This window comes from Acidobacteriota bacterium, assembly GCA_016208495.1.
Lineage (GTDB): Bacteria > Acidobacteriota > Blastocatellia > Chloracidobacteriales > Chloracidobacteriaceae > JACQXX01.
Map to the genome: position 1 here is coordinate 18936 of JACQXX010000127.1, position 21848 is coordinate 40783.

At 49.9% G+C, this 21848-nt stretch carries 10 protein-coding genes; 7 read left to right on the forward strand and 3 right to left on the reverse strand.

What is annotated here, in order from left to right:
- Positions 1 to 129: 129 nt before the first annotated feature.
- The 3 genes from HY774_25865 to HY774_25875 all read right to left on the reverse strand — a co-directional run bounded on the left by HY774_25865 (position 130) and on the right by HY774_25875 (position 7414).
- Positions 130 to 3927: a PAS domain S-box protein gene (locus tag HY774_25865; GenBank protein MBI4751927.1), complete on the reverse strand. Its 3798-nt coding sequence runs from the start codon at positions 3925 to 3927 to the stop codon at positions 130 to 132.
- Positions 3927 to 6173, reverse strand: coding sequence for a transglutaminase domain-containing protein (locus HY774_25870; GenBank protein MBI4751928.1), 2247 nt, complete (start codon positions 6171 to 6173; stop codon positions 3927 to 3929). Before HY774_25870 ends, HY774_25865 begins: the two co-directional genes overlap by 1 nt.
- 137 nt (positions 6174 to 6310) lie before the next feature.
- A complete protein-coding gene (locus HY774_25875) occupies positions 6311 to 7414 on the reverse strand; it encodes a hypothetical protein (GenBank protein ID MBI4751929.1) in 1104 nt (367 codons plus the stop codon).
- A gap of 217 nt (positions 7415 to 7631) precedes the next feature.
- Between HY774_25875 and HY774_25880 the strand changes: the two genes are divergently transcribed.
- The 7 genes from HY774_25880 (at position 7632) to HY774_25910 (ending at position 21672) form a co-directional block, all read left to right on the forward strand.
- Entirely contained in the window at positions 7632 to 8843 is a 1212-nt protein-coding gene (locus tag HY774_25880) for a hypothetical protein (GenBank protein ID MBI4751930.1), read from the forward strand.
- A gap of 120 nt (positions 8844 to 8963) precedes the next feature.
- On the forward strand, positions 8964 to 11249 hold the full coding sequence (locus tag HY774_25885) for a tetratricopeptide repeat protein (protein ID MBI4751931.1): 2286 nt from the start codon (positions 8964 to 8966) through the stop codon (positions 11247 to 11249).
- 385 nt (positions 11250 to 11634) lie between these two features.
- A complete protein-coding gene (locus tag HY774_25890; protein MBI4751932.1) occupies positions 11635 to 15096 on the forward strand; it encodes a TonB-dependent receptor in 3462 nt (1153 codons plus the stop codon).
- A gap of 212 nt (positions 15097 to 15308) precedes the next feature.
- Entirely contained in the window at positions 15309 to 16538 is a 1230-nt protein-coding gene (locus tag HY774_25895; protein MBI4751933.1) for a type III polyketide synthase, read from the forward strand.
- Positions 16539 to 16733: 195 nt separating this feature from the next.
- Positions 16734 to 17225: a hypothetical protein gene (locus HY774_25900; GenBank protein MBI4751934.1), complete on the forward strand. Its 492-nt coding sequence runs from the start codon at positions 16734 to 16736 to the stop codon at positions 17223 to 17225.
- Positions 17204 to 17956, forward strand: coding sequence for a 3-demethylubiquinone-9 3-O-methyltransferase (ubiG, locus tag HY774_25905; GenBank protein MBI4751935.1), 753 nt, complete (start codon positions 17204 to 17206; stop codon positions 17954 to 17956). Before HY774_25900 ends, ubiG begins: the two co-directional genes overlap by 22 nt.
- Before the next feature lie 224 nt (positions 17957 to 18180).
- Positions 18181 to 21672: a protein kinase gene (locus HY774_25910; GenBank protein ID MBI4751936.1), complete on the forward strand. Its 3492-nt coding sequence runs from the start codon at positions 18181 to 18183 to the stop codon at positions 21670 to 21672.
- The last annotated feature ends 176 nt before the right edge of the window (positions 21673 to 21848 follow it).

Below are 21848 nucleotides of genomic sequence, written 5' to 3' on the forward strand. Positions count from 1 at the left end.
CGGGCGAAAACCAATGTTTCTGCCAGCGAGTGGTCGAATTTCATCCCCCTTTTATGGGGACTTGTAGTTAGTTCTTGGTTCCTGGTTCTTCTCCGAAAGTATTGATTTCTAACCACTAACCACTAACCACTAACCACTTTCTTCTTTCTTCTTTCTTCTTTCTTCATTCCCAGAGGGTGCGTCGAGCAGTTCGCGGACGCGTGACAACAACTGCGTAATCGAAAAGGGTTTGGGAAGAAAAGCCGTCCCTTCTGTCAGGAGTTGCTGGACTGAAACCAGACCTTCGGTATATCCCGAGATATAAAGCACCTTGAGGTCAGGCCGAATTGCCCTGATCTGACTGCTTAATTCAACGCCTCCCAGTCGGGGCATCACGATATCGGCAATCAATAAATGGATCGGCTCCCGGTAGTTTTTGGCCATATCCCTGGCCAGTGCACCGTCCCCAGCTTCAAAAACTTTATACCCCAGGTCCGACAAAATATCCCTGGCCATGGTTCTCACGGCAGGCTCGTCTTCAACGAGTAAGATTGTTTCCGTTCCACGAAAAACCTGCGGTGGAAGGCTGGGCAGGGTTGATCGGCGATTGGTTTCCTGCCAGACCGGGAAAAAGACTTTAAAGACCGTTCCCACCGTGGGATCACTGTAGAAAGTGATGTGCCCGTGATTTTGTTTGACGATCCCGTAACAGGTTGAAAGTCCAAGCCCGGTGCCTTTTCCTTGCTCTTTGGTTGTGAAAAAGGGCTCAAAGATATGTTCGAAGTTGTGCGGGGCAATCCCAACTCCATTATCTGTCACTGAAAGCTGGACATAGGGACCCGGTATCAGGCCAGTGGTCTGCCGGTTAAACTCAGGGCCAAGTTCAACGTGCTGGGTTTCGATAACCAGAGTGCCACCTTTGGGCATGGCATCACGGGCGTTGACAATCAGATTGAGCAGAATTTGTTCAAACTGGCTGGAATCAATTTTTATTTTCGGCAAGTCTGGGGCCAAAATGGTTTTGACTTCGATGTGCTCACCAATCAGCGGGAGGAGCGTCTCCTGCATCTCCGAGATGCGAGTATTGAGATTCAAAATATGAGGTTCAATTGTTTGTTGCCGGGCAAAGGCCAACAACTGACGGGTCAGAGTGGCCCCCCGCTCGGCAGCCGTGATAATGCTCAGGAGCGAGGTCGTCGCGGAACTGTCTTCGTGTTGAAACCGCCGTTTGAGCAACTGGGTGTATCCCAAAATAATGGTCAACAAATTATTGAAATCATGGGCAATCCCGCCTGCCAGCCGCCCGATGCTCTCCATTTTTTGGGATTGAGTCAGTTGACCTTGCAACAGTTTGTACTCAGTGATGTCCAGGTGAGTGCCAGCGGCGCGAATTGCCTTCCCTTCAGGTGACCAGTCAATCACCTTGCCGCTGACCAGAAACCATTTCCAGGTACCATTTTTAGCCTTCAGGCGTTGTTCGGCCTGGAAAAAAGGAATCAGCTTCTTGAGGTGCGCGGCGATGCTTTCTTCAACCCTGGCTCGATCATCCGGGTGGGTCAATCGCAGTTGTTGTTGAAAGGTAGGTTCAATCTCATCAGTGGAATACCCCAGCATTTCGGCCCACCGCTGGCTATAGACCACTTTATCACTTTCAAGGTTCCAATCCCATAAACCCAGGTTGGCGCCTTGCAGGACCAGTTCAAGCCGTTGCTCAGTTTTTAACAGCGCACTTTTAGCCCGCTTGCGCTCCGTGACGTCGGTAATGACCAGGACAAACCCAATGATCTGGTCATATTGATTCCGCTTGTAGTTCCAATCCACCTGCAAGTCAACCGGACGGTCAAACCTGGTTAAGGTCTGAAGTTCCAACGTGAACGGAAGCGGTTGTTCATCCAGGAACGATTCAAACTGGGCTTTGACTGTGGGAGACCCATAGGGTTGCAACAATAACCAGGCACTGTGGCCGACGACTTCATTGTTGGTATAGTCAAAAATGTTGTGCGCATAGGCATTGGCAAAAGTTATGAGACCGTCGGGTTGAATTTCCAGAATGCCATAGGGAATAGTTTCAACCAGCAATGCAATTTGCTTCTGGCTTTCCAGCAGGGCTTGACTGGCCAGCTTGCGTTCGGTGACATCGAGGCAAACCCCTCGCAGTTGGGTGAGTGACCCGGATTGATCAAACACCCCAGCCACGATTTCAGCGATAAACATTGACTGACCATCTTTTCTCAGGACCTGGACTTCAGGATAAAAAAGTCGCTTGTTCAAACATAAATCGGTCAGAAACGCATCGTGGTCTCTCAGGGTTGAGTACCACGAAGCCATGTTGTGTTGTTTGGCTTCATCCGGGGTTTCAAACCCGAACATGGTGGCAAAGATCTGGTTGCAGGTGATGAGGGTGCCGTCAGGGTGGGAGATATAGTTGCCGGTAAGGTCGGCCTCAAACATCTCGCGATAGCGTTCTTCGCTTTCCAACAGAGCTCGTTCGGCTCGTTTGCGCTCGGTGATATCACGAACCAGACTAATAATTTCATTGTCCGGAAAGGGCAAAAACCGGGCTTCAAAATGGCGTTCGGGTCCAGGCTGGTTATGCAGCGAATACTCAACCGTTGCCATTTTGTCGGTTTGATGGACCCATTGCATTGCCTGGAGCAAGGGATCGGCCACATCGGGGGGCAAAAGGGTGCTGATTCGCTGCCCAAGCAATTCGCTGGTCGTGACATTGTAATCGGCGGAGGAACCCGCAAAGAAATCCACAATTTTCCCGTCAAGGTCAAGCCGAAACATCTGGTCGGGGATGGCTTCAAATACCGCCTGGAGTTCAGCCGTCTTTTCTCGAAGTGCCACTTCGGCTCGTTTGCGTTCAGTGGTATCGCGGCTGATGACCACCCAATAGACGTGGCCGCGTTTGTTGGCAAAGGGAACGATGCTTGATTCAACCCAAAACTCGGTGCCTTCCTTGCGGTAATTGATGGCCTCGGTCACCACGGGTTTTTCATGGAGGCGAATTGCCCGAAACCGGGCAACTTCGGCGGGATCGGTTTTAGGACCATACAAAATGGTTGGCGGTTTCCCATACACTTCGTCAGGTTCATAGCCTGTCAATCGGGTAAAGGCATCATTGACATAGGTAATGACCAGGGTTTGCGGATCCGCCAGACTTGGTTCAAGGATGTAAATACTGTCCTGGGCGTGAACCACTGCTGACCGGAAAAGATGAAGTTGTTCTTCGGTGCGTTTGCGCTCGGCAATTTCGCCTTTTAACTCACGATACATCACTTCAAATTGCTGATTTCGCTCATAGACCCGATATTCGAGAAATTCATTGAGCCGCTGCAGATTTTCACTGGCTTGCTGGGCATCGGTTACATCCTGATTCATCACCAGCGCCGCCGCAAAAGTATGGGATTCGGTCCAGATGGGAATCGCCGAATTCAAAATCGAACGTCGGTTGCCATTGAGATATTCAATGGTAACGACTTCCTCATTGAGCGAGGTCTCGCTTTGGGTGATGGCACGGGCAATCGCCCATTCGTGGGCTTTCACCTGCCTGGTTGTTTCAAGCGACCATACGGACTTTGGTCCCTTGATATTGCTGGATGCCTGCTTCACCCCGGCCCACATCTGTTGCCCAGCCAGGTTTTCATACAGAATGCAACCTGCCCGGTCAATAATCCAGACCCCAATCGGAAGCACCCGTAATACGGCATTGAGCAACTCGCCATTCGGAGTGGATTGAAAATTGTTTTCGACGATGGGAGTGGCTTCGACAATTTTCCGGGCTGCCGAAATTCGCGCTCTGGTTTCACGCTCGCGAAGCAATTCCATCGCCCGCTTATAACCGGATTCAAGCGCCCGCAACTGCTCGTTTTCTTCGCGCAGCGCCTGGAGTTCCTGTAATAAAGCTTCCCGTTCCGGTTGTGGGATGTGGTTAGAATCGTTCATTAGCTCGGTGTGGTCGGTCGGTGCCCGGCGGTACGAGCGGGGGGTTGGTCAAGGCTCATTCGACGAACCGTCTCAACTGCCTGGTGAGCCAGTCCACGCAATTGGTGGTGGTGATCGGTTGTCAAACGTGTTGTCTGATGGGACGGTGAGTAACGAATATCCTGATAAGCTTCAAAAAACGTGCGAATCTGGCGGAGCGCATCCTGCAAATCAGGCACAGAATGTGGTTTCGAGTCCGGGTTTCCTGGTTCATCCTCTGTTTTGATGGTCTGTTCAACCCGTTCAATAAACTCAGCCACTGTTTCAGAATCCCGCACAGTGAACCCCGCAACCTGGAACGCCCTGAATACATCCGCCAGTAAGTCTTCAGTGGTGGAAACTTCAGGTTTAGTGCGGCGCCACAAGAAAAACTTTGCAAAACGTGTCGCGTTGAGTGAACCCAGTGATAATCGGAATCTGATTTTATATAACAGAAAACCAGTCAGGGCAAAAGTCAGGCCGATTCCCCAGGCCGTCAAGCCCGCATTTTTCATGTTGTTCCAGGATTTTTGCATGAGATTGGCCAGATTCAGGTGAGCAATCTCCACAATGAGCTTTTTTCCAATCAGGCTCAGCCAGGTTATGGCCGCTTTCCACCACCGGGCAAATCCTTGCTCCCGGTCATAATTGAGGACGGTGGGCGGGGTTGGGTCAAAAGGTACCCATCGAAGTGATTCCTGGTCATAGACTTCGCACCAGGCATGGGCGTGTTGCTGGCGAACAATCCACCGCACACTGGCCCCATTGAGTTCCTGGGTGTAAAACCCGGCGGCAACTCGGGCCGGAATCCCTATTGAACGTAAAAGCAAAACCATCCCGGAAGCATAGTATTTACAATATGCTGGCCGCCGGTTTTGAATAAAATCAACGATTGGATCCCCCTTCGGATTGAGTTTGACATCCAGCGAATAGACAAACTGGGTGCGGAAAAATGTTTCCACTCGCCGGGCGGCTTCAAGTGATGAGATCGGTGGTCCGCCAATGACGTCGTGCGCAATGGGTTGTAATTGAGTCACCAGCTCGGGAGGAATGGCCTTCTGAAGCGCCAGTTCACTGTCGGATAGAGTTTGCGGTGAAAGCTGGTCAGTTTGAACTGGAAATGGAGCGGAAAACTGATACTGCGTGAGTTTAGCACTCTGAAGACACCAGATGGATGGGCCACGGGATTGCTTCAAACCGATTGATTTATCAACTGTAAAGCCTGTGGTTCCATAGCTTAACGGCAATACACCATGGAAGTCGGCAAACAATTGAACCTGTCTGGTCAAACCCGATGAGGCGGGATGGGGCGTGTTTCCCAGAGTTGGGTGGGTTGGAGCAGGGAACAAAACCTGCTGGGCCGTATCGGTTGTCGAAACCCAATCTGATGGGAGTGGTTGCGCCTGGCTTCTCTCGGTTTCCCATCCGCGTTCGGTATAAACCGAAAAAACCTGGGTCCGTAAATATCCGGGCGGGTTTAAACCATCAACAGTTGCCACAATCGTGGGTTCGAGCACCAAACTGCTTTGGCGAGACAGAATTAAACTTCCGGAAGCGCCCATCTGATCCGAAAAGGAATCGAGTCCAGTCCCAGAGGCTGATTCAAGCCAGCCAACAATTCGAAACAGATTGCGGCTGACCAGATTGAGTGTGGTACTCCCAACCACCGTCATTCCAACAATAACCACACTGATCAAGCAGATGACTCCCCAGTATCTGAATTTTTCTCTTTTTGTGGCAAAAGTGCGCTGGTATTGGGTGAGATGCCCCCGAATCAATTCTCCCAACACCTGTATCCCAAACAGGCAAAGCATCAAAAAGACAAGTTGCCGATTGGCATTATTCAATGACATCCCGGCGGCCAACGCCAGAAAGGTGCTGCAGGCAACCACACCGGCATCCCGCCACTGCCGGCGCGGAGGAAGATACCAGACCCATACGGCAACCAGCTCAAAGAAAAAACCGCGAATGAGGCTGGCTGCCGGAGTAATGTCTGAAAAGGACACAAAATAGTACCCAACCGAAACCAGCAGCAGCACCAGAATTACAATTCCGGTGCTTTTGATTCGATTGAGCGACGGCCATCCAAATTCAAACCGGTTGGCATAAGCGGAAAGAACCCCAATGGCACACCCTACCGACAGCGGCCATTCCTGATATGCTAAACCAAATGCCAGCAAGGCAGTCACAATCAACCCGAGTTGGGAGAGGTGAGGTCGGTGAGACATAAGGAATTATGAATTATGAATTATGAATTATGAAATCCAGATCTCTATCGCAAAGTTAGGGTTACCAAGCTGTATTTTACTGAAAACACAATCTATTCTTTCTTCATAATTCATAATTCATAATTCATAATTTCAAATCAATCTACAATCTTCACATCGGTTTCAAACTTGCTGTATTTGTGGAAGGCAATACAGTTCATTCCGGTGGTGTTGACCTGTTTGCTCGTCAACGTGACCTGGGCATAGACCGGAAGCAGGAAATCACGGTCGCTGAGCGATACCCAGCCGAAATCAACCGTCGAGGAAGCAGCCGTTAACGGAAAATCAGATGGAATTTCAACGGCTTCCTGTTCCATCCGCAGCACCTGCCATGTGTCGCGGTGGATGTAGACCTGTCCACGGTACCCGGTTACAACCTGGGCTTTTTCAACCTTGAGCAACTGTTTGGAATTAGGTTTGGCCACACGGTAGGAATACACAATACATGGCTGACCGTAAAAATTGACTTTTCCCTGTTCGACAAACTCGGCTTTTGATTCTGGACTAAAAAGGGAAGCCAGTTGGCCCGCAAACTGGCCAGTCGAGGTCAACCCTCCGATTTGATCCAGGGTGAGATTGGTTGAGCTACCGTTCTTCTGTTTGAGCTTGAGTTCTTCACCCCGTTCAGCAAGGTAACTGACCTCAATTTCCAGGTAATCGCCTAATTTCCAGGGTGTTGATGGTTGCTTGAGGTATCGCTGGACTTGCTCCCGAACCACAAAATTCGGCAGGCTGCTGACATAGGCGAGCGCCATGACACGGGCCTGTTCAATGAAAGGAAGGGATTTGAACTCCGGTTTGTCCTGTTCAGGGTGATCATCCAGGGTTTGGGGGTTGAGAGGGCGGGCGATCAAGGCTTTGCGGCGATCTTCTGCCCGCCACAGGGCATTGGAGACCACGGCGGCCCGGAAGAATTTGATTTTGTTGGCATACGCCGACTCCACGGCAAAATCAATTCCCCGGCGGTCAATGTCAGCCGCAATATCATCCGGGTCAAGGGCCTTTGAATAGGCTGTCCGGACGCGCGCCATAATTTCATCCTGGGTCAACGGAGCACCAAAGGGGGAGGGAGCGCTAGAGACCTGCATTTCCTGAACCTGGGCTACGGCAGTTCCAGGGTGCATCAGCCCAAAGCCACTGCCCGAAACTGCCAGCATCGCCAGAGCAATGCCTAAACCAGGTCTTCTCAACATGTGTGCCATAACAATCTTCCTGAATCTGTAGGGTGGTGTGGGAGTTTGCTGAGATTAGTACAGCGGACCAGGAGTTTGCCATGTGAATTCCGGGTTCCGGGTTCCGGGTTGTTTTTGGCGCTGGCTCAAGTATTGAATTGACAGTTTTTCTGATTTGCTATACAACAGGATTGTTATACAACAGATTTGTTGTATAACAATCCTGTTGTATAAAGGAAAATTGAGTATGCTCAATAACCAGGTTGGTCCACCAGTCCGAGGAGATGATTTTTTTGGGAGGGAAGGGATTGTCAACCTGATCTCAACCAAACTCAAAACAACCAATATCCTGCTGGCAGCACCGCGTCGGTTTGGGAAAACAAGCGTGATGTATCGGCTCATGGACGTCCCACAATGGGAATACAAAATTGTGCATGCTGATGTCGAACATGTCTGTGACCCGGCTGATCTGCTGATCAAGCTGGTGGAGCAATTTGCCAGAGATTCGGCACTTTCTAAAATTCTTGACACCGTTACCTGGATCCCAAAACAGGGATTTGGCCTTTTCAAAAAGCATATTCAGGAAATCGAACTGGTAAAGGTCAAGATCAAGATGAAGGAAGAGATTGCCACCAGATGGCAGGCTCATGGAGATGAACTGTTTAAAAAAATCGCCGATTCACCAACTCCAGTTATTTTTTTTCTGGATGAATTCCCAGTCATGATTGACCGGATGGCGCGAATGAACGATGCCAGACGGCAGGAAGTCATCACCTTGCTCAGGTGGTTTCGGGCGCTTCGTCAGGCCCCAGGGCAAACCAAAGTTCGGTTTGTGATTGCCGGGTCCATTGGAATTGATCGTGTTTTGAATGAACTTGGGGAAATTGCTTCAATCAACGACCTGGAAAAAATCAAATTGGACCCGTTCCCCAAACAAGTTGCTGAAGCCTTTCTCGATAAACTTTCCCAACGGGCCAACCTGCCATTTTCAAATCCCTGTAAACGCAAGGTTCTGCAGGTGATTGGCGAGGGAGTTCCCTATTTCATCCAGATTCTGTTTTCTGAGATTATCAAAGCCCAGGCTCAGTCACCGACTCAACTCACACCCGGCTTGATTGAAAAAATCTACCGCGACAAAGTTCTAGGCGTAGACTGTAAGTCATATTTTGATCACTATTTCGGGCGACTCCACGGCTACTATTTGCCACACCAAGAAAAGGCTCTTAAACGCATTTTACGCGAGCTGGCAGTGGTCAGTGGTCTCACGCAAGACGCAGCCTATCAGTTATATAAAGGTGAAGTTTCTCAGCCTTCACATGAAGAATTCAGCCGGTTGATGACCGACCTGGAAAATGATTTTTATGTGGGCTTTGATTCAAGAGGCAGGAAATATAGCTTTGCCTGCAAGTTATTGCGTGATTGGTGGCTTCGGCACTATGGAATGTCCATTACCATCTAATACCAGTTTATAGTCAGTAGTCAGTAGTCAGTAGTTTGCTAAGTTTATTTGATTGAATTATTTGACTGTTCACACAGGCAAGAACTTCACTGTAAACTGGTTTAACACAGAGGAGTCGTCATGGAGTTTTTTTACAACCTGGACTCAATGCGGGAAGAGGAGATCAAAGAAACATTTGTTGGCCGACAGGGTCTCCTGGACGAGTTGGTTGAACTCATTCGTCGCCAGCCGGACGGGGCCGGAGTTCAACATGCCGTTATTCTGGCCCCGCGCGGCATGGGAAAAACCACCATGCTCTTGATGCTCCAATTTGCAGCCCGTGATGGAGAGTTGAAAGAAAACTGGCAACCGGTCAGATTTCCTGAAGAATCGTATGGAATCAATGATTTAGCAGATTTTTGGATTGAATCACTCACCATTTTGGCAGCCGACACCAATGATGAAGAACTCCGAAAACAAACTGAACAGCTTGAGGTTGAATACTCAAACAGTGATGAATTACAGGAAATTGGGCTGGCGGCGCTCAAAGATTGGCGGAACAAGCACGGGAAGCGGCTTCTCTTGCTCGTTGACAATTTCGACATGATTTTGGAGCAAATCAATGATGAACGCGATAACGCCCGGCTCAGAGATGTGTTGATGAACGATGGCACCCTGATGCTCATTGGTGGTACCGTGTCCTTTTTTCGGGAGGCACGAGCCTATGATCAGCCGCTGTATAATTTTTTTAAAATCTTTGAGTTAAAGCATTTAACCTTTGATCAAATGCTTGAATTGTTACGCCGGAGAGCCGAAGTTGACCAGATTGAAAATTTTGAGGAGAAGCTCAAAGCCAACCTGACCCGGCTCCGCGTGCTGGAATATTTTGCGGCTGGAAATCCCCGACTGGTGTTGATGCTCTATCGGGTCGTCACTCAATCAGATCTCACTGAGGTCAGGCTGGCACTGGAGAAATTACTTGACGAGGTAACCCCTTACTTTAAAGCCAAAATCGAAAGCCTTCCGCCACAACAGCGAAAAATCCTGGATTACATTGCCCGTATCAGCAGCAAAACCAACGAAGGACTGACGCCGACTGAGATTGCCACCCATACCCGCCTTTCACCCAATCAAGTCAGCGCACAACTCAAACGCTTGTCGGAGCTTGGCTACGTTCGGTCGGCAAATTTGTCTGGAAGAAGCTCGTTTTACACGCTTTCCGAGCCGCTCTATGCCATCTGGCACCAAATGCGGTTTGGCCGCGACGCCCGGCAAAAGATGCAGTGGCTGGTCAACTTTCTAAAATCGTGGTTCAGCCCTGAAGAAATAAAAGTAGAAAGCCAAAAATTAGCTGAGCGTTTTCTGGAATTTATTCAATTGAATCACTTAAGCAAAGCTAGTAACACACTTGACTATCGCCAGCTAGTGGCTGAAGCAATGGAAGATGAAGAGGAAAAAATCAAAGTTACTGAAAGAATCAATCAAGATATACAAAAATATGTAGAGGTAGCTAAAACTACTCTAAGTAAAGTAAAAAAGATGAAACTTCTTTTCAATGAAAGCCAAAATGCGCTAGCTAACGGACAGCCTTTGGAAGCCTTACAAAAACTAGAAGAGGTGTCGAAAATTGATCCGAGAGGGGAAAGCACATGGATACTGAAAGGAAGAATTCTCCAAGAGCTTGGGCAATTGGAGGAAGCAGGGGCAAACTTTGATCAAGCGCTAACTATCAACCCAAATAATTGCGATACTTTATTGGACAGTGGGCTCATTCAATTAAAGCAGGGTAACTTCGAACAAGCGATCAACAGTTTTGATAAACTACTAAGAATCACTCCAAATGATACATTAGCCTTGTGTGCACGAGGTCTAGCCCAAATTCTCTATGCTATTCACTCTATTGAGTTTGAAAAGATTAGTGATTCAATCAAGTTTATAAAACAAGCACTCAAGCTCGATCCAGAAGACGAATTGGCCAAGGGTGAATTAGCAATTGCCTATTGGGGATTATTTAGCTGGGAAGTTATAAAAGGCAACTTTGAATCAGCAGAACAAAACTGGAAATTAGGTTTGGATAATTTTAATGATTTGTCAGGTAAGTTGAAACAAGCATTATTGAATTTGGTTTCATTTACCTTCAATCAGCTTGTTGAATGGGAACAGATCAATTTTGCCCGAAGATTGATAAGCGAATCTCCTCTGGAAGACCAGTTCTTTCCTCTAGTCCGGGCGATTGATTACCTGAAAACCGGCGACGAGGCCCTGATTGAAAAACTCTCGCCCGAAGTGCGGCAAATTGTGGAGCAGGTCGTTGAAACGCTCCGACCATTGGTTCCTGAAGCGCTGAACAGAAACGTTGCCAAACCAGTTCGGAAAGCGACCGCTGGACCACGACATCGCAGTCGAAAACAACTCGATAAAACATGATCTGTCGAATGACAGAAAATTTGGGACCTTTGGGATTTGGGGCTCTCAATCTTCGAACTATTAGCCCTTTTCATCCCTTTTGTTTTCCCCCGACCCCTGAACCCTGAACCCTAAACCCTGAACCCTAAGAATTTGTCCTAAGAAACCAAACATCTTCTTGCGCGGGGTTTTGCCGGCGTGCTAGAAAAGATCGTTCCAATTTGTTCATTTTCCCGCATTTGCGACCTTTCGGTCATTGGTCATCAGTTCAATTCCAATTTGATTCGTGGCACAGCCAATCAAGTCTGTTTCACCCGCTCTTCTGTCTGATTTCGCCGCATTCAGAGGTCATTTTTTCAAGGGATTTTCCAATCTCACTAAGAATTTGAAGGGAGACGAAGCTTGTATGCGCAGGTATGTCCAAACGTGGGTACTGTGTCTGGTGCTCGGGTGTTTGGTAAGCCCGGTCTGCAATACCCCAATTTACGCCCAATCTCAGGTTAACGCTGCGGATTTACTCGGCCAGGTCACTGACCCAAATGGTGCGGCACTGGCCGGTGTCAAAGTCACGCTCCGCAATCCTCAAACCGGGTACACCCGTGAAACCACGTCGAAAGAAGACGGCACCTATCAGTTTTTGGCCGTACCTTCCGGCAAATATGAAATTGCCGCCGAAGCCGAGGGGTTTTCCAAGTATCTGAGTCAGGATATTTCCCTCACCATCGGTCAGGTGGCAAAATTTGAAGTTGTCATGCAGGTTGGCAACGTCACCGACGAAGTCATTACCGTCACGGCCACGCAACTGATTGAAACCGGTCGAACGTCAGTGGCCGAAACCATCAACCAGACCGCCATCAACAACTTACCGTCAAATGGCCGCAGCTATGTGAACTTCACGCTGCTCACCTCGACAACCACGCGTGACAACCAGCCGTCGCTGGGTCCGGCGCCGACCTCAGGGTTGAACTTCGGTGGTCAACGCGCGCGGGCCAACAACGTTTCAATTGACGGCGCCGATGCCACTGATAACGCCACCAACGGCGTGCGGGCCACGGTTTCACAAGAAGCCGTCCAGGAATTTCAGATTCAGACCAACAGTTATGCCGCCGAATTTGGTCGCGCCTCATCCGCCGTGATCAATATCGTGAGCAAGACCGGCAGTAATGACATTCACGGCAATGTCTTTGCCTTTTTGCGCGATCAATCAGTTTCAGCCCGAAACCCGTTTTCCCTTGATCCAGATTATCCGGCCACCCGGTTCCAGGGCGGGTTTACATTGGGCGGCCCCATCAAACGGGACCGTACCTTTTTCTTCCTTGCCTTTGAAGCCACTCAGCGTCAGGAAACGGGTTTCAACCAGATTGGGAATGACAATTTCGGGTTGTCGGCAGTATCCCCCGGTGATCTGGCGGCGGCGGTTGGGCCATTTCCGGCCCTGCTGACACCTGCTCAACAGGCATTTGTCCAAAACTCAGCCGTGCCGTTTGCCACGCGTGCGACCTATTTTGGTCTGGCGCGCGAAGCTTCAACCGTGGCGCTGACTGGCCGCACTCTGGCCGGGCTGCCAATATTCCCAGCCACGCGGGTGCCTCTTCCAGGGAGCTACGTGGCACTGCGCTCACTGCTGGGGAACTATCCGCAGTCGGAAAAGACCTATTTCCCGTCATTGCGCATTGATCATCGGTTTAACAACAATAACAATTTCTTTGTCCGGGGAAGTTTTACTTCAACAACCGTGACCGGGACACCGTCAAATGGTCAAAACCAGCCAACCGGGATCAATGCCCTCTCGCGCACCGGTTTTACCGGGTCGCGTGACTTCTCGTTGGTGGCTCAAAACGTGACCACCGGGGCGTCGTATGTGAACGAAGCCCGTTTCCAGTATGCCCGACGCGGGTTGAACTATGGTCCACAAGGCTCAACCGTTGCCGTTGAAGTCTCTGGATTTGCCTCATTTGGCCGTGAGCCGTTTTCGCCGGTGTTTCGAACCGAACAACGCTTCCAGGCCACCGACAATATGACCTTGATTCGAGGCGATCACACCATCAAGTTCGGAGTGGATTATAACCTCGTCAAAACAAACGCTTTGTTTGAAGTAAATTTCAGCGGTTTGTATTCGTTTAACAACCTGCTGGTGACCGATCCCTTGCTGGCCTCGCTGCAGTTCCCAGCCAACGCACCGCCGTTTTCACCAGTTCAATCCTATGGATTGGGTTTTCCTGAGTCGTTTGTTCAGTCGTTTGGCGACCCAACCAGCGTGTTTAACAACCCGGAAATCGGCGCGTTTGTCCAGGATAGCTGGAAAATTACGCCGCACCTGACGTTGAACTATGGGGTTCGATATGACGTGGAACTGACCGAGACCTTCCCCGCCGTAACCGAATTGAACCGACTCGCGGAAGATTACCTCAATATCCAGCAGGGATTGCCCCGTGATTATAACAACGTGGCCCCGCGCATCGCGATTTCGTGGGATCCATTCAAGGATGGAAAAACGGCCATCAAAGCCGCGTACGGGCTGTTTTATGGCCGGCCACTGTTGGGCGTGTCCTTCCTTTCAGACGTCAATGATGGGGCACAATCTCCATTCCTGGCCGTGCCGGGACTGGTTGGCGGCGTCAATTTGTTCCAGGGCGCTCAAATCACCCCTGGTCCGGGGCCCACAGTCCCAGGTTACTTGCAGGGGCAACAACGGTTTGATCCATTCAATCCGGCGTTGGGAAATCAGGCCACCTTGCTGCAGATTTCGCCGATTTTGCCGCAAACGCTGCACCTGTCCCGCAATTTCAAATATGACTATACCGGGCAGGCCAATCTTTCAGTTGAACGTCAGCTCACCTCCGACATCGGCCTGGGCGTGACCTACAGCTTTATCAAAGGCTCACAGTTGCTGCGTCCGCGAAACATCAATCAGGCCAACCAGGACTTGCTGTTCCAGTTCCGACGAGGTCTGGCTGGTGATCGTTCCAGTCCACTGTTTGCGCTGGCCCAGATTGTCGGTCCTGGCGGAGAGTTGATTTTCAATCAGTTCCGAGCCACGGGTCCAAACTTTGCCTTTGCCCAGGCTCAAGGCTTGCCCGAAGTGACGGTTCGCCAACTGGCAGCGGCGTTTGGATTGCCACAGGTGCCGGGGATGTTCATTCCGTTTTTCAACGTGAAGAACTATGAATCAAGCGGCAGTTCGGTCTACCACGCGCTGACGGTCAACGTCAACAAGCGCTTTTCCAACAACTTCCAGTTGCTGGGTTCCTACACATGGTCACATGCGATTGATGATTCAACTGATATTCAGACCCAGCAGGAACCACAGGATAACAGCAATCCGGGTCAGGATCGGTCAAATTCAAACTTTGACCAGCGCCACCGGTTTGTCTTTAACAGCGTGTTCCAATCGCCATTCAAGCGCAAGGATGGCGGGGCGTTAAACTACTTCCTGGCCGACTGGACGTTTTCACCGATTATTGAACTGTCTTCCGGTCGCCCATTCAACATTTTCACCAATGATGACCGGACATCGGTGAACAGCGCCAGCACCGCTCGACCAAACGTGGTGCCGCTCGGAACGGCAGGTTCCTTCCCGTCACCGGACGGTAAAGTTGGGCTGGCTCTGCCGCCATTGGGGTCAGTTGGAAATCTGGCCCGGAATTTCTATCGCACGCCGGGCTACGCCTCGGTTGATTTCCGGCTGGCGCGGAAATTCTTCCTGCCACCCAACGAACGCGCCAACATTGAGTTCATCTTCGAGGCGTTCAACGTGTTTAACCGAACCAATGTCAGCGAAGTGCTCTTTTTCTATGAACGCGCCGGACAGCCGTCCAACGCCTTTCCAGCCCGTCAGTTGCAGTTTGCGCTGAAGGTCAATTTTTAAGACAGGGTTCAGGGTTCGGGGTTCAGGGTTCGAAACTTGATTAGGGTTCGGGGTTCAGGGTTCAGGGTTCGAAACTTGAGATGAAAAATGGTACTTCTTACAGGTACACATCAAACCAGTCTGTTGATATCTAAAGTGGCCTTGGAAGAAGTCTTATTTGACAAATCCAAAGTGAAAACCCTGTATTTGGTAGGTTGTTCAATCTCAGAATTATGAAAACCCGGAACCCCGAACCCCGAACCCCGAACCCTACATTTCAACCCCGATTCCGCTTTGCCCTGAAAGACTTTCATCATCTTCAACCAGGGTTTGTCAGTGATCAGGCAACGATTACCGGGTGGTTGGGTTGGGCACATGCCAACGCGCAAGAGAAGATTCACCACCGCGAAGAGGCGTTTGATCGGGTCGGATTTGAGGCTCACATCCAACGCTTGTTGCGGCGTTTAAACCATCGAGCCGATGCCGTCGTCACCAGACAACACGCGCTCAAAGATTTTCTCCATTTTGATCAATCAGCCATGCGAATTTTTGGGAGTGACCAGCCTCCGACCGGAGCGGTTGCCCAGGATCGCATGGCTTTTTTTCAGGAAATTGCCACCACGGCCTTTGCCGAGTTTTTCCCCCTCGCTGATTCTCCTCCAACCGATCTGATCCATGTGACCTGCACCGGGTATTTAGCGCCAAGCTGTGCCCAACAACTGGTTGAAAAACGTCACTGGAGCACCATCACACGGGTCACCCACGCCTACCATATGGGGTGTTATGCAGCGTTTCCAACGTTGCGGCTCGCAGGTGGGTTTTTGAGCCGTGAACGGTTTGAAGGAAACACCCGTGCCCGCGTGGATGTGGTTCACACCGAACTCTGTACTCTGCACCTGAATCCGGCCCTCCATTCCATTGAACAGCTTGTCATCCAAAGCCTGTTTGCCGATGGGTTGATCAAGTATTCGGCGGTCAATCTTGAACCTGAAACTGTGATTGGGTCACCACACCTCACGGTTTTCGCCCAGCACGAACAAATTCTTCCCGATTCAGCCGATGCCATGACCTGGGTTTGCTCAGAGTGGGGTATGCACATGACGCTGGCGCGAACCGTTCCGGAACTGATTGCCCGTGCCCTGCCTGCATTTTTGGAAGTACTTTCCCAAAAAGCTGGGTTTGACGCCGAAGGGCTCAGATCAGGTGCTCGCTTTGCTATTCACCCGGGAGGCCCGAAGATTGTGGCGGATATTCAATCCTTACTCAAATTAAGCGAAGTCCAGGTGGCCGCCAGCAAGCAGGTGCTGGCGGAATGTGGAAACATGTCGTCAGCAACCCTGCCGCATATTTGGGAGCGGCTTTTAAAAGATGACAGAGTCCCATCTGGAACAATGATTGTTAGCCTCGCTTTTGGTCCGGGCCTGACCATGTGCGGCACTGTGATGGAAAAACAGGCCGAATGAAGAATTGAGAAGTTGTTTTTCAGCAAAAAAGTTCCTGTGGGAACAATTTTATAACTCAAATATATTCATGAGTTTACAGCCAAAAGTTTGTTTTCTCCGCTTTTTAGACTACGTTGGATTCACTTGTATCTCAAGCTATTGATAATAAATGATCTAGCTCTTAATTCTTAATTCTTAATTCTTAATTCGAAAAAGATGCTATTTCTGATTGGATTTATTTTTTCAGTTCAAATTGTGGTGATCCTGGTGGATGAGTTTTATTTCCACTACCGGCGTGAAATCCCACGCTGGGAACGGATTGGACATCCGCTCGATACGTTGACCGTTCTGGCCTGCTATGGGTATGCCCTTTCATTTGAGTACAGCCCACGGACAGTTGGTCCATTTATCGGCATGGCCCTTTTTTCGACGATCTTTGTGACCAAGGATGAATTTGTCCATGCCAGATATTGCGAACCAGGTGAACACTGGCTCCATGCGGTGTTGTTTGCCTTTCATCCCCTGGTTTTGGTGGCAATCGCAGCCCTCTGGTCGGGTGTTAGTGCCAGTAATCCACTTGGATTGCCAGCCGTTGTGGCGGGTGTTCCGCTGAAAATCATGCTCATTGCCCAGTGTTTGCTCACTGGCGTTTTTGGAATCTATCAGACGGTTTATTGGAACTGGATATGCCGCAACAACCCCGCGTAGCGGTCAACAATGAAATCTATCATCAACTTGGCGAACGCTGGTACACGGCTCAGGACGATCCGGTGGCGCTGCTGCGGGCCGAAGCCGCGCTACGCAACCCCTGGATGGTTGAACAAATCCAGAACCACTTTGAAACCAGTCAGTTATCGGTTCTTGATATCGGATGTGGTGGCGGTTTTTTAACCAATTTACTGGCGAAGCCCGGATTTCGAGTGGTGGGCCTTGACCAGTCAGTTGAAAGCCTGGCCGTGGCCCGACTCTATGACACAACAGGAACAGTTCAGTATGACCAGGGAGATGCGTACCGGTTGCCCTATCCGGATCAATCATTTGACGTTGTTTGTTCAATGGACTTTCTGGAACATGTTGATGACCCAAAACAGGTTGTCGCCGAAGCTTCGCGCGTCATCAAACCCGGCGGAATGTTTTTCTTTTCAACGTTTAACCGGAATCCGCTGAGCTGGCTGGTGGTTATCAAAGGCGTTGAATGGTTTGTCAAAAATACACCGCCTCACATGCACGTCTATCATCTCTTTATAAAACCATCTGAACTGGGCCGGTTTTGCCTCGATTGTGGGTTTGCCGATCCAACCTTCTACGGATTGCGCCCCAGCCTCAATCGAGCGTTTTTTCAGATGCTGGTCACACGCGTCGTCCCACCCGATTTTTCCTTCACTTTTTCAAACTCATTGCAAACCGGGTATTTAGGCGTTGCAATAAAACAACCCTAAATTGGGTTTCAGGCAGGAACAGTCTGCCGGTGAAACCATATTCGGTTTGAACCATCACTCAAATCCAAATTCAATTCTGACGAAACATCCTCAGCTCAGTGAAGCCTGGGATTTAGCTTGCGGTTGGAAAACTTTTCCTGACAGGTGAGGAGTTTTCTGACTGAAATCAGAATTGCCGTGGAAACCCAGGCAGGCGGCACAATTTCCCTCTGGAGGTCATTCCCATGGCATCGCTCACCTGGGAAGATAAGCTGTTGCAGCGCGCCGTTGATCAGGGCCTGGTGCCAGCCTCGGTGTTTCTTGAACCAGTTACCATCACCATTCCGGCGGCCAATCTCAATCGAGACACCCCTTTTCGATATGGACCCAAGGTAGATCCTCTCATTGATCAGGGAATTATTTCTGAGTTCCAGGTTCAGTCGCTGCTTCGGCAAATGAAAGCTGAAGGGAGTTTCGATGCGAACCAGGAAGGTGTCTCCCGATGGCCAACTCACTTTTTGGAAGACAGTCTGCCCAATGGGGAACTGACTCTTCAGCCCAAAACGCTGACTGACCCCAACCCTTACCCGCCGATTGAAGATCCTTTTCCAGTTGAGAATTGGGATCGATATGAATTCTTGGGCCGACTGGGCGAAGGGGGGATGGGATGTGTCTATCTGGCCTGGGATAAACAGCTTAGCCGTACCGTTGCGCTGAAATTTATTCGCAGCGGAAGCCGTCAACTCGAAGAACGTTTTAAACTCGAAGCCCGCGCTCAGGCCCGCATTGAGCATGAAAATATCTGCAAAGTTTTTGAGGTTGGCGAGGTGAACGGGCAAACCTACATCGCGATGCAGTTTATTACTGGAAAGTCCCTGCATGACGCCCACAAAGAAATGACTCTGAGCCAGAAAGTGTTTGTCATCAAAACAGTGGCCGAAGCCCTCCACACCGCACATCGGCTGGGAATCATTCACCGCGATATTAAGCCAGCCAATATCATAGTTGAAACAACCGATGAGGGCAGCCTCCGGCCAGTGGTGATGGACTTTGGGTTAGCACGCGAAGCAGGCGCGGATGGAATGACTGAAACGGGGGCGATTTTGGGAACTCCAGCCTATATGTCGCCCGAACAGGCACGTGGGGAAATCCATCATCTGGACCGGCGAACTGACGTCTATAGCCTGGGGGCCACGCTCTATGAATTAGTCACGGGTCGCCCTCCGTTCCAGGCTGAAAACGCAATCAAAACGGTGCTCAAGGTCATCCATCACGATCCGGTTCCGATTGGAAATCTGGTGCCCCAGATTCCGGCTGATGTTCAAACCATTGTTATGAAGTGTTTGGAAAAAGAGCCGTTACGCCGTTATGACTCAGCCCTGGATCTGGCTGGAGATTTGCAGCGCTATCTGGATGGTGAGCCGATTACCGCCCGCTATTCGACTATTTTCTATCGGATCAAAAAACGGCTGTTGAAAAACAAACTGGCGTTTGGCATCGCGGTTACTTCGCTCTTGTTGATGACCGGGATGGCTGGAATTGCCCTCAGAAATGAAATGCGAACCCGCCAGCAAGCCCAACTGGCTCAAATGTTTATCTCTGAAGCCGAACAGATTGAGACCAACCTTCGATTGGCATATATGTCGCCGGCCCACGATGTACGGGCAGAGCAGCAGGCAGTTCGCCAACACCTGAAACACCTTGAGGAACGCATCGAAGAAGCAGGTAGTCTGGCTGAAGGGGTTGGAAATTATGCACTGGGGCGGGCCTATCTAGCACTCACTGATTATGATCAGGCAAATACCCACCTGCAGGTGGCCGAAAATGCCGGAATGAAAAGCCCTGAACTGGATTATGCCCTTGGTCGCACACTCGGCGAATTTTTTCGGCGTGAACTGGCCCGGCAGGTCCCGGCGGAATCCGAACGAGAACGGAAGCAGCGCTTGAAAGGACTTGAGGAAACCTATGCGGTTCCAGCTTTAAAACATTTGGAAGCCTACGCCAATTCTGGCGGTTGGATGCGCACCGAAGAAGCCGCCTATGTTCGAGGATTGATTGCCTTTTATCGGCGTGACTATCCCCAGGCCCTGGAGAAAGCTCAGGAAGCACTGGTCCAAAGACCCTGGTTTTCTGAGGCAGTGCTTTTGATTGGCGATATTCATCGAACCCAGGGCAATGAATATCTCGCTTTAAAAAAGATTGAGAAGTCACTTGAGCAGTTTCAACTGGCCCACGGGGCGTATGCACAGGCGACTGAAATCAGCCGGAGCCATCCCCAGGTTTTTGAATCAAAAGCTGATTGTGCGGCTTCGGTTTTTGAGGCAATTGTGTATCGCAATGCCTTTGAAACCCGCGAAGATACCGAAATTCGCCAACAGTTTGCACAGACAATCCTGATTTGTGATCAGGCGCTGGCGGTTCAACCTGATAATCCACGGGTGTGGTTGGCCAAAGCCCGATGCAAATGGCGAATGGCAGATATTCTGGCCGTTTGGCGACAGTTTACCGAATCTGAAAAACTGGTTGACGACGCCCTGGAATCCGCCACCCAAGCGCTCGAAATCAATCCTCAATTCGCCGATGCCAATGCCACAATTGGCCGCATCTGGTACATCAAAGGTTTGAACGCCAATGATTTAAAGCAGGATGTTACACCCTTTCTTCAGAACTCAATTCGATATCTGGAACAGGCCATCCACCAAAAACCAGACCAGGCTCTATTTCACTATAATCTTGGATTGGCGTATTTCTTGCTGGATTTGTACCAACGACGGCATGGCCTGGATAATACATTAGCCCAGCAACAACTCATCATGGCACTGGAGGCGTCTCTTCAGCATAATCCAACCCACATCAGGTCATTGATTACACTGGCTGGGGCCTATGCCGAACAGGCTCATCAGGAATGGCAACGCGGCAACTCACCACTCTTTTTTTACCGGCAGGCCATATCGCTTGTTGAACGCGCATTGCAGGTCAATGAGACTGACCTGCGTGCAATCGAAGCCGTTGGAACGCTTTACCTGGAACGAGCCACATTTGAAATCCTTCGAGGTCAAGATGCCAGTTCCTGGATTCAACTCGCCGCCGAAGCAAAGCAAAAATTACATGCCTTGTCACGCGAAAAACCAACTGAGGTCTATCTGGCGGGGTATATTGAATTCACCAAAGCTCGGAACGAGTTTGAAATCCTGAATCATCTTTCACCGGATCTGAGAACTGCCCGCAATCTATTCAAACAAGTCGAATATGAACTCCTTCCGGAATCGTTCACTCCAGACTATTTCCAAACCCTGGGCAATCTGGAGCTGCTTGAGGCACAAATCGCCATTCGAAATGGAAAAACGCCAACCCAGGCGTTTGCAAATTCCAGAGCCTCTTTCACCAAAGCGCTTGCGGCTGAGCCAGCCAATCCAAACATCCTGTTTTTGATCGTGAAAAGCTACAATTTGGAACTCAACCACCTGTGGGCACAACGCAAGCCAATGCAGTCAGTTATCGAGGCATCAACCAGATTTGCGGAATTGCTGGCCGGCACGCCTTTCCTTGAAAATGAGAAAAAAGCGGAACTGGCACTCTGGCGACTCCATCAGGCACAGGCTGAGTCGGGTGATACTCGATTGCAGAAAATACAAATCGCTCATGACCAGCTCCAGGAAATCATCTCTGGAAATCAATGGCTGACCAGATCATATCAACACTTCTTGAGCGACAACCCAGAGAAAATTGAGAATTGAGAATGAAGAAAGTGGTTAGTGGTTATACCATTTTGGAATGAAGCGGTCGTATTAGAAAACAGTCAAGTCATTCAATAAAATGAACTTAGTGAACTACTGACTACTGACTACTGACTACAAACTGGTATAACCACTAACCACTAACCACTTTCTTCATTCTTCATTCTCAATTCTTT

Coding starts and splice junctions, on each gene's coding strand:
- HY774_25910 (MBI4751936.1), top strand. CDS start 18,181: ATGGCATCGCTCACCTGGGAAGATAAGCTGTTGCAGCGCGCCGTTGAT.
- HY774_25890 (MBI4751932.1), top strand. CDS start 11,635: ATGCGCAGGTATGTCCAAACGTGGGTACTGTGTCTGGTGCTCGGGTGT.
- HY774_25895 (MBI4751933.1), top strand. CDS start 15,309: ATGAAAACCCGGAACCCCGAACCCCGAACCCCGAACCCTACATTTCAA.
- HY774_25870 (MBI4751928.1), bottom strand. CDS start 6,173: ATGTCTCACCGACCTCACCTCTCCCAACTCGGGTTGATTGTGACTGCC.
- HY774_25900 (MBI4751934.1), top strand. CDS start 16,734: ATGCTATTTCTGATTGGATTTATTTTTTCAGTTCAAATTGTGGTGATC.
- HY774_25865 (MBI4751927.1), bottom strand. CDS start 3,927: ATGAACGATTCTAACCACATCCCACAACCGGAACGGGAAGCTTTATTA.
- ubiG (MBI4751935.1), top strand. CDS start 17,204: ATGCCGCAACAACCCCGCGTAGCGGTCAACAATGAAATCTATCATCAA.
- HY774_25880 (MBI4751930.1), top strand. CDS start 7,632: ATGCTCAATAACCAGGTTGGTCCACCAGTCCGAGGAGATGATTTTTTT.
- HY774_25875 (MBI4751929.1), bottom strand. CDS start 7,414: ATGGCACACATGTTGAGAAGACCTGGTTTAGGCATTGCTCTGGCGATG.
- HY774_25885 (MBI4751931.1), top strand. CDS start 8,964: ATGGAGTTTTTTTACAACCTGGACTCAATGCGGGAAGAGGAGATCAAA.